Origin of the sequence: Pseudomonas sp. KCJK9058 (assembly GCF_046230975.1) — a bacterium.
Classification (GTDB): domain Bacteria; phylum Pseudomonadota; class Gammaproteobacteria; order Pseudomonadales; family Pseudomonadaceae; genus Aquipseudomonas; species Aquipseudomonas alloputida.
Genome location: NZ_JBJJLR010000061.1, coordinates 19988 through 29007, shown reverse-complemented (window position 1 = coordinate 29007; position 9020 = coordinate 19988). Strand labels below are relative to the sequence as shown.

The 9020-nt window shown below is 64.5% G+C and carries 6 protein-coding genes; all 6 read right to left on the bottom strand.

Features of this window, described 5'->3' with window-relative positions; all coding sequences use genetic code 11:
• Positions 1-1501 (bottom strand): condensation domain-containing protein (locus ACK59Z_RS23365; RefSeq protein ID WP_409293730.1); only part of this gene is annotated, 1501 nt, incomplete at its 3' end.
• Positions 1502-1668: 167 nt separating this feature from the next.
• A complete protein-coding gene (locus ACK59Z_RS23360; protein WP_409293728.1) occupies positions 1669-3318 on the bottom strand; it encodes a cyclic peptide export ABC transporter in 1650 nt (549 codons plus the stop codon).
• A 22-nt stretch (positions 3319-3340) separates the two neighbouring features.
• A complete protein-coding gene (locus ACK59Z_RS23355; RefSeq protein WP_003251532.1) occupies positions 3341-4360 on the bottom strand; it encodes a GNAT family N-acetyltransferase in 1020 nt (339 codons plus the stop codon).
• Between the two features lie 76 nt (positions 4361-4436).
• Entirely contained in the window at positions 4437-5876 is a 1440-nt protein-coding gene (locus ACK59Z_RS23350) for an efflux transporter outer membrane subunit (RefSeq protein ID WP_409293726.1), read from the bottom strand.
• Complete coding sequence (locus ACK59Z_RS23345; RefSeq protein ID WP_108190324.1) at positions 5873-7843, bottom strand: MacB family efflux pump subunit; 1971 nt, start codon at positions 7841-7843, stop codon at positions 5873-5875. The genes ACK59Z_RS23350 and ACK59Z_RS23345 overlap by 4 nt, the downstream gene beginning before the upstream one ends.
• Positions 7844-9007, bottom strand: a complete 1164-nt coding sequence (locus ACK59Z_RS23340) for an efflux RND transporter periplasmic adaptor subunit (protein ID WP_019750845.1) — start codon at positions 9005-9007, stop codon at positions 7844-7846.
• Between the last annotated feature and the right edge of the window lie 13 nt (positions 9008-9020).

The following is a 9020-nucleotide window of genomic DNA, read 5'->3' as shown; positions in this document are numbered from 1 at the left end:
CCGGGGTGCCCAGCATGTCGAGCTCGCCCAGCCGTTGCTCGGGCCCCCGGGCCATGGCCAGCAGCAGGTTCTGCCAGTGCCGGGCCATGCGTTGCACGGTGGCGTGGCTGAACTGGCTGCAGTCGTATTCCAGGCTGAAGCCAAGGCCGTCGGCTGCGTATTCAAGGTCGATGCCGACCAGGCATTTGGCCTGGGCGCTGGCGGTATCGAGGAAGTCCAGCTGCAGTGGGCCCAGGGCCAGCGGGCCGCTGGCAGTCCCGGCCACGCGCCAGTTGAACAGCGCCTGGAACAACTGGGAGGGTAGCACCTGGCCGTTGTGCTGCAGCGTCTCCAGGTACAGCTCCATCGGGTAGTCGCTGTGGCTCAGGGCCGCAATAGACTGCTCCCGCAGGTTTTGCAGCAGGGTCTGCACGGATTGCTGCGGGTCGAGTTCGGCGCGGTAGATCTGGGTGCTGACGAAGAACCCTACCAGCTGCTGGGTTTCGCTGCGGTTGCGCCCGGCGCTGGGCACGCCGAGGGTGAATTGCCGCTGGCCACTGTAGCGGCCCAGCAGCACCTGCCAGGCGGCCAGGGCGATGACGAAGGGTTGCACGCCCTGCTGCCGGCTGAGCTGCAGCAGGGCTTGGAACACCTCGGCGTCCAGTTGCAGGCCATGGTAGCGGGCACTGGTGCCCTCAGGCGGTGCGCCAGCGCAGCGCGGGTCGAGGTCACCCGGCAACATCAACGGCTGCAGTTCGTCACCCAGCCGGGTATGCCAGTAGCGGGCAGACGCTTGGCACGCATCGCTTTGCAGGTAAGCCTGGCGTTGCCAGATGGCGTAATCGGCATACTGGATGGCGGGCCGTTGCAGCTTGCAGGCTCCCTGGGCGGCTGCCTGCGAATAGGCGCCCAGCAGGTCCTGCAGCAGGATTGGATTGGACCAGGCGTCTGAAACGATGTGGTGCATGTTCAGCAGCAACACATGCTCGTCACCTTGTACTTTCACCAGCCGGGCCCGGATCAGGGGCGCCTTGCCGAGGTCGAACGGTGCCAGCGCATCCGCTTCGATGAGCCGCTGCAATGCATGAGGGCGTTGCGTGGCGGGCATGGCGGTCAGGTCTTCGCAGGGCATTTCGAGGCGTGCGTCGGCTTCGACGAACTGCTGCGGTATGCCCTCGACCTCGGCGAACCTGCTGCGCAGGATGTCATGGCGGTCGACCACCGCCTGCAAGGCCATGGCCAGCTGCTGGCCATGCAGTTCACCCTTCAGTGACAGTGCCCGTGGCAGGTTGTACGCCGCGCTCTGCGGGTTGAACTGCTGCAGGTACCACAGGCGCTGCTGGGCGAAGGAGAGGGGGGCCGGCCCGGTGCTCTCGCGTGGTGCTATCCGGTCGGGTTCAGGCCGCTCATCCTGGAGGAGGGCGAGCAAGGCGTCGTCCAGCAAGTCTTCAGCGAGCGAGTCGGCATCCAGTGATTCGTGCATGGCGGTCCCTGTGGCAGTCGAGGCGAAGGACAGCAGCATGGGGGCCGGCCTTGCCGGCGAATGGCCGCTGTCCTCTGGAGAGGTGTATGGCCAGTAAACGAGCCGCCGCACGGCAAATTTACCGGCGGGCGTGTGGGTGACGGGGCGGGTGGGCAGGCCCCGGCCAGGGTTGTAGCCGACCTGGTCGGGGCGAGGGATGCAGCCGGTCAGGCCGGCTGGGCTGCGGTGCGAACCTTGCCGCTGTCCATGTGTACCAACTGGTCGGCAATATCGAAGTAGCGGTCATCGTGGGAGATGACAATGATGGTCTTGCCCAGGCGCTTGAGGTCCGGCAGCAGCTCTGTGTAGAAGATGCGGCGGAAGGTTGGGTCCTGATCGGCTGCCCACTCGTCGAACACCAGTACCGGGCGCTGCTCCAGCCAGGCGCTGATCAGGGCCAGGCGCTTGCGTTGCCCAGTGGACAGGTCGGTGGTGGTGAAGGCGCCGTCACGTACGCTGACCTTGTGCGCGATCTCCAGGCGTTGCAGGTATTGGGTCGCATCGTCGGGAATCTGCTGGTCACCCTGGACCACGTCGTCGAACAGGTAGTAGTCGGCGAAAATGGTGGTGAACAGTTGTCGGTAGTCATCCCGGTCAAGCACCGAGACCGGCTGACCATCCAGCAGGATGTCACCACTGTGCGGCGCATACAGGCCAAGCAGCAGCTTGATCAGCGTGGTCTTGCCACAACCGTTCTCGCCGACGATGAACACGATGTCGCCCTGGTTGATCGTGAGGTTCACCGGGCCCAGGCGAAACGGCGTGCTGCCCTCGACGGCCGGAAATGCGTACTGCACATTGCGCAGTTCCAGGCTGTCGATGGTTTGGCGCGGTGCGCCTTGGCCGTCGAGCAGCAGGTTCGGTTCGGGCGAGGAAAACTGCTCTGACAGCTCGGCAATGCGCTGGAATGCCACCTGTGCCTTGCTGACCAGCGGCAGTACGCTGACCAGATGGTCCAGTGGGCCTTTCATGTACAGCAGCACCAGCACGAAGCCGGTCATTGCCGCCTGATCGACGCTTGTCCAGGTGCTCTGCAGGGCCAGGGCCAGGCCGATGACGATGAAGAACAGCGTCGAGCCGAACGTCTTGGCCAGGATGTAGGTATTGACTGCCTTGATCTGGATGGCGCTGATCCGCTCGCTGATCCCCTGGATGTGCCGGGTGAACATGCGATACCGGCGCGGCCGGTGTATGCGCAACTCCTTGGCGCCCTGGGCAATGGCGTTGTAATGCTTCTGCAGGTCGTCCTCGGCCTCGCGGGCGGTATTGAACCCCTTGATGCCGCGCGTGCGGGCGATGACCTGGGCGGTGATGCCGGCGCCCAATGCCAGCAGCATCAGCAGGAACAGCGGGCCGGACAATGTTGCCAGGTAGCCCATGCAGCCCAGCGTCACCGTCAGCGAAATGGTCAGGGGGGCGAAGGCGAACGAGAAATCGCTGATGGTATCGATATCGTGGGTCAGCACCGGTATCAGGCGGTGGCTGCGATAGCGCTCGATCTGCTCGATGGGCGCCGAAAGCACTTTTTCGCCCAGCTCCTTGCGCAGTTTGGCAATGATCTTCTGGCCAACGAAATTGGTGCCCATGTCGGAGAAGATGCTGCTGAGCAAGGTCAGCACGCAGAGGCCGGCAAACAACCACAGCACGGCGTGGGTCAGCCCTGCTTCGCTGTTGAGGGCGCGGTTGATGGTGGCCAGCAGCGTGGTGACGCTGAAGCCGCCGAGGATGCCCAACAGTATGGAAACCAGCACGATGGGCCAGAACGGCTTGAGCAACTGGGCAAGCTCGCGGGTCGCGCTGAGCGTTTTGCGAATCATGGGGAAGTCTTCTCCAGGTGGATCAAAGGACGTGGTCATCAAAGAAGGCTTCGCGCTCCAGACGCAGCAGAGCGGCTTTCTTGTGGGCCAGTTGAATGTCCTTCAGGTGGCCGAACCCCTGGGACTTGAGGAAGTCGATCTGGCGCGTATGGTCGATGCGCGGCTCGCCGAGAATCCGCTGGGTGCGTGGGTCATCGAGGAACATGTAATGCATCAGCGAGCGGAACCAGCCGCGCAGTTTGCCGATGCCCTGGTGCTTGGGTTCGCCGATCACCACATGCCAGCCACGGTCGTAATCGGCGACGTCGTAGTAGGGGGCGATGCGGTCTTCCTTGCACCAGTACACCTCGAAGTAGGCGAAGGGTTCGTCGTCGAAGCAGCCGATCAGCGGGTGTACGCGCGGGTCGTCGAGCATTTCGCGAATGTATTGCGCATGTTCTTCCGGAGTGCCGGTCTGCTCCCAGAAGAACGCGACTTGCTCCAGGTTCATCCAGCGGTTGAAGGCTGCAAGGTCCTTCACCGGGTCGATGGTGCGCAGTGAAAAGGTGGCGTTCAGCTTCGGCAGATGGCGTCGATAGACTTCGCCCGCCGGTTTGGGCGGGCGTTGCGGGTGGCGTTTCTCGCCGCTGAAGCAATAACGCGGGGCCGTGTGCACGCTGGCCGGCTCGCGAAGCCATGGCAGGGGTTGCTGCCAGAAGGTCTGGCGGGTACAGCGCAGGGCAAGCCTGCCTTGGTCGTCGACCTGCCAGTGATCGAAAATGCCTTCGCGTACCGCACGCACGGCAAATTCCCGGTCGCCAGGGACCTGCACATTCACCTCGTTGCATTGTTTGCGGTGGCAGAAACGGGTCGCCAGCACTGCCAGCATCGCGCTGGCCGGAAATGCTGGCGGAAGTTGCTCGAAGACGATGCGGTTGTCGACCTCCCGGTAGGGGATGGCGGCGCTGCTGTCGAGGCGCAGGCTACCGCTCTCTGGCGTTTCATCCTGGGCACTGGCTTTGCGGCCATCGGCCAGGATCAGACTGAAAGAGGGTGCGTTCATAGGGCTTCCTGTGAGGGGGCGAGTGCGACTTGTCGGGTGCTGTCCATGGATAAAGACGAACCGCACCTGCCGATGTTTAAGCGCCAGGTGCGGCACCCGGTTCAGCGCCAGCGACCTGCCAGCTGCCGCCCAGGGCCTTGTACAGGGCGATGCTGCCCATGACCCGCTTGAGGCGCAGTTGCACATCCTCGTCCTGAGCCTGGTACAGGGTGCGTTGGGTTTGCAGGACGGTCAGCAGGTCCTCGGCGCCCGCCTGGTAGCGGCTTTCGGCGATGTCGAAGGCTTTGCGCGCCTGTTGCAGTTCGATCGCCTGCCAATGCAGTTGCCGGTCGATGCCGTCCAGGGTATTGAGGGCCTTTTCCACATCGCCGAAACCGGCCAGGATAGCGCCGCGGTAGTTCTGCAGCAGTTCCTCCTGGCTTGCTACCGCCTTGTCGCGTTCAGCGCGCAGGCGGCCGTTATTGAACACCGGCGTGACCAGGCCTGCGGCGAGGCTGGTGAAGGGGTTGCGCAAGACGTCCGGGAAGTGATCGGCGCCGCTGCCGACGATCAGCGTCAGGTTGAGTTTGGGCAGCATCGCCGCGCGGGCTACGCGCACATTGGCCTGAGCCGCCGCCAGCTTGGCCTCGGCATTGGCGATGTCCGGCCGACGGCTGATCAGTTCGCTGGGCAGGCCCGCATCGATCGAGGGCCAGTTGAGCTGTTCAAAGCGCGTGTTGTCCAGTTGCAGGTCCTGCACCGGCTGCCCGACCAGGGTCGCCAGGGTGATCAGGGCCTCCCGGGCCTGTTGCTGGTAAAGCGGGCGTTGCCGTTGCTGGGTGGCGACCAGGCTTTGTTGCTGGGCCAGTTCCAGTGCTGTGGCCGAGCCTGCATCGAAGCGGGTTTGCACCAGTTGCAGGACACGCTCGGCATTGGCCAGGTTAAGGTCGGCAATCCGCCCCTGCTGCTGGAAGGCCAGCGCCTGCATGTAGCTGTCGGCAACCTTGCCGAGCAAGGTCAGTTCAACGGTCGCGCGGTCGAACTCACTGGCTTGCAGGCCGTGCAGGGCACTCTCGCGGGCTGCCGCGTTGCCGCCCCAGAAGTCCACCTCATAGCTGGCCTTGAGGGCCACATCCAGGTAATGAGTGGTGCGCTGGGTCGGGCTGGAATTCAGTTGGCTGTAGCCGTTGCCGTGTTGCAGGCGCTCGCGGTTGGCATTGGCTGCCCCGGTCACCTCGGGCAGCAAGGGGCCGCCGGCAATGACCGCATCGGCCTGTGCCTGGCGAACCCGGGCCATGGCCGCGCCGATTTCGAAGCTGTCGGTGCGGGCTTGCTCCACCAGCTGGTTCAGTGCCGGGCTGCCGAACGACTGCCACCAGCCGGTCAAGTGGCGTGGTGTGCTCTGAGGCGCGGCCGCCTGCCAGCGGGCCGGGGTATGCACACCGTGTTGCGGCGGCGTTGCAGGGGTGGCGCAGGCGCTCAGCAGCAGGCAGGCGCCGAGCAGGGGCAAGGGTTTGATCAACGTTGGGGTACTCATACGCTGGTAAGGGCGGCCACCGGGTCGAGCCGTGCAGCCTTGCGGGCGGGCATGAAGCCGAACGCGATACCGGTGACCACCGCGCAGGCGAAGGCACCGATGGCGGCAGGCAGCGAGAAGGCGACGGCGACCTGGCCCAGGCTCAGGGCGCCGCCGATCAGTAATGCCAGGGCGATGCCGCTGACGCCGCCGACCATCGTCAGCATCACGGCTTCGGTAAGGAACTGGCGCAGGATGTCGCGCTGGCGCGCGCCGGTGGCCATGCGGATACCAATTTCCCGTGTGCGCTCGCGCACGGTCATCAGCATGATGTTCATCACCCCGATGCCGCCCACCAGCAGCGAAATGGCGGCAATGGCGCCCAGCATCAGCGACAGCGCGTTCTGCGTCCTGGCTTCGGCCTGGATCATGGCCGCATTGTTGGTCAGTTCGAAGTCGGTTACGCCGTTGTGCAGTTTCAGCAGCAACTGGTCGATGACCTGCTCGGTCTGCTTCACCTGGCGCGCATCTGCGGCGGCGATCACCACGTATTCCGGTGTCTGGTTGCCGAACAGGCGCACGCTGGCGGTGGTGTAGGGCACCATCACTCGGGCGTCGGCATCCTGGTCGCCAGAGCTGGCGCCCTTGCCGGCCAGCACCCCGATGACCTGGAACGGTGCGTTCTCGATGAGAATGTACTGGCCCACCGGGTTGCGGTCGGCAAACAGTTTTTCCCGGGTCTTTTCGCCAATCACTGCCACTGCCGCGCCGGCGGCTTCGTCGGCCTCGGTGAAGAAACTGCCCTGCGCCACTGGCCAGTTGAATATCTGCGGGAAGTAGGTGTTGGAGCCGCCGACATAGAGCTTCAGGTCCTGGTTGCCATAGCGCACACCGGCCTTGCCGCCATTGACGGGCATGATCATGCGCACCTGGGGCAGGGTGGCGATGGCGCGGGTGTCGTCCAGGGTGATGATGCCTTCCGGCGCCCTGGGGGCGGGTGGCTTGCCGTTGAGGTAGATGATGTTGGAGCCGAAGGCGCCCATCTGCGCCATGACCTGGCGCTTGCTGCCTTCACCCACTGCCAGCATGACCACCACCGACGCCACGCCGATGATGATGCCCAGCAACGTCAGTGCGGTGCGGAAGCGGTTGATCCACATCACCCTCCACGCCGCCTTGACGGCGTCCAGCAGTTCGCCTTTCCAGGCACCGTTGTGCTCGCTGCCGTCGTTCAGGCGCTGGCGCAGGTCGACGGCCTGCAGCACGTCGACCTCAGGGTGCGCAGCGGGCAGTGGCTCAGGCTGGGCCTGGTCGCTGATGATCTGGCCATCGCGGATTTCGATGATGCGCTTGGCCCGTGCGGCGACTTCCCGGTCGTGGGTGATGAGGATCACCACATGGCCCTGGCTGGCCAGTTCGTCGAGCAGGGCCATGACTTCGGTACCGCTGCGGCTGTCGAGGGCGCCGGTGGGTTCGTCTGCCAGAATGATGTGGCCACCGTTCATCAGCGCGCGGGCTATCGATACGCGTTGTTGCTGGCCGCCGGACAACTGGTGCGGGCGATTACCGGTACGTTCGGCCAGGCCCAGGCGGGTCAGCAGGGCATGGGCGCGTGCGTGGCGCTCGGCGGCAGGCGTGCCGGCATAGATCGCCGGCATTTCGACATTTTCCTGGGCGGTGCCGGAGGCAATCAGGTGATAGCCCTGGAACACGAAACCGAAAGCTTCACGCCGCAGCCAGGCGAGTGCGTCACTGTCCAGGCTGGCCACCTGTTCACCCGCGAACAGGTAGTCGCCACTGGAGGGGCGGTCCAGGCAGCCGAGGATGTTCATCAGCGTAGACTTGCCTGAGCCGGAGGTACCGACAATGGCGACGAATTCACCGGCGTGAATGCTCAGGTTGATACCGCGCAAGACCTCGATTTGCGGTGTATCGACGCCGCCATAGCATTTGCGGATATCGCGCAGCTCAATCAGTGGGACTGGCATTTACCCTCCTGCACTGAGCAAGGGGCTGATCAGCAGGCGATCACCTTCTTCCAGCCCTTCGAGAATCTGCACGCGCAGGCGGTCGCTGATGCCGGTGCGCACTTCGCGATTTTCAATGGCGCCGTGTTTCGTCAGTACCTGTGCCAGCCTGCGATCGGGCTGCTTGCCCGGGTTGAGCGCGGAAATCGGGGCGGTCAGCACATTGTGCGCACGGTCAGCGACGAAGAACACCTGGGTGGTCATTTCTGCCATCAGGGCGCCGTCGGCGTTATCGACGTCCAGCAACACCGTATACAACACCACCCGGCCATTGCTTTTGCTGGCCGGGCTGCCGCTGCCCTGGTTGGCATGCTCCAGCGGCTTGGGCGGCACCGGCAGGATCTGCCGTACAGTGCTGTTCCAGCGCCGGGTGCCACCGCTGAGGGTGGTGAAATAGGCGTGCATGCCGGGTTTGACGTGGCCAATGTCCGCTTCCGACACTTCCGCCCAGACTGTCATCGGTGACAATTTGGCGATGCGCAGGATCAGCGGGGTCTGCTGCTGGGCGTTAAGCGTCTGCCCCTCGCGGGCATCCAGTGCGACCACGGTGCCACTCATGGGGGCATAGATGCGGGTGTAACCCAGTTCGGCCTGGTCGCTGCGCAGGCTGGCCTGGGCCTGGCGAATCTGCGCCTGGATCATGTCGATGCGCGCCTGGGTGGCCTTGAGCTCGGCGCGCGCCGTTTGCACATCCTCTTCGCGCGTGGCACCGCCTGCCGCCAGGCTCTGCTGGCGCTCGGCCTTCTGCCGGGCCAGCTCATGCTGGGCACGTTGCTCTTGCAACTGTGCCTGCAGGTTTTCGACCGAGTAGCGTCCCGCGTCCAGCTTGGCCTGTTGCGTGGAAGGGTCGATCTCGACCAGCAACTGGCCTTCTTGCACCGCGTCGCCGACCTCGACCTTGATGGCACGGATCTGCCCGGATGCCTGGGCGCCGACGTCAACATAACGGCGTGGCTGCAAGGTGCCGATGGCGGTAACGCTGCTCTCGATATCACCCCGGCTGACAGTGACGGTATTCAGGCCATCATGGCGGGGTGGCATGATCTGCCAGGCACTTACGGCCAGCAATGTCGCCAGGCCAACTAAGGTGATCAGGGCCCGGCGGGCCAAGGGGGGACGTTTCATGCAGGGTTCCGGC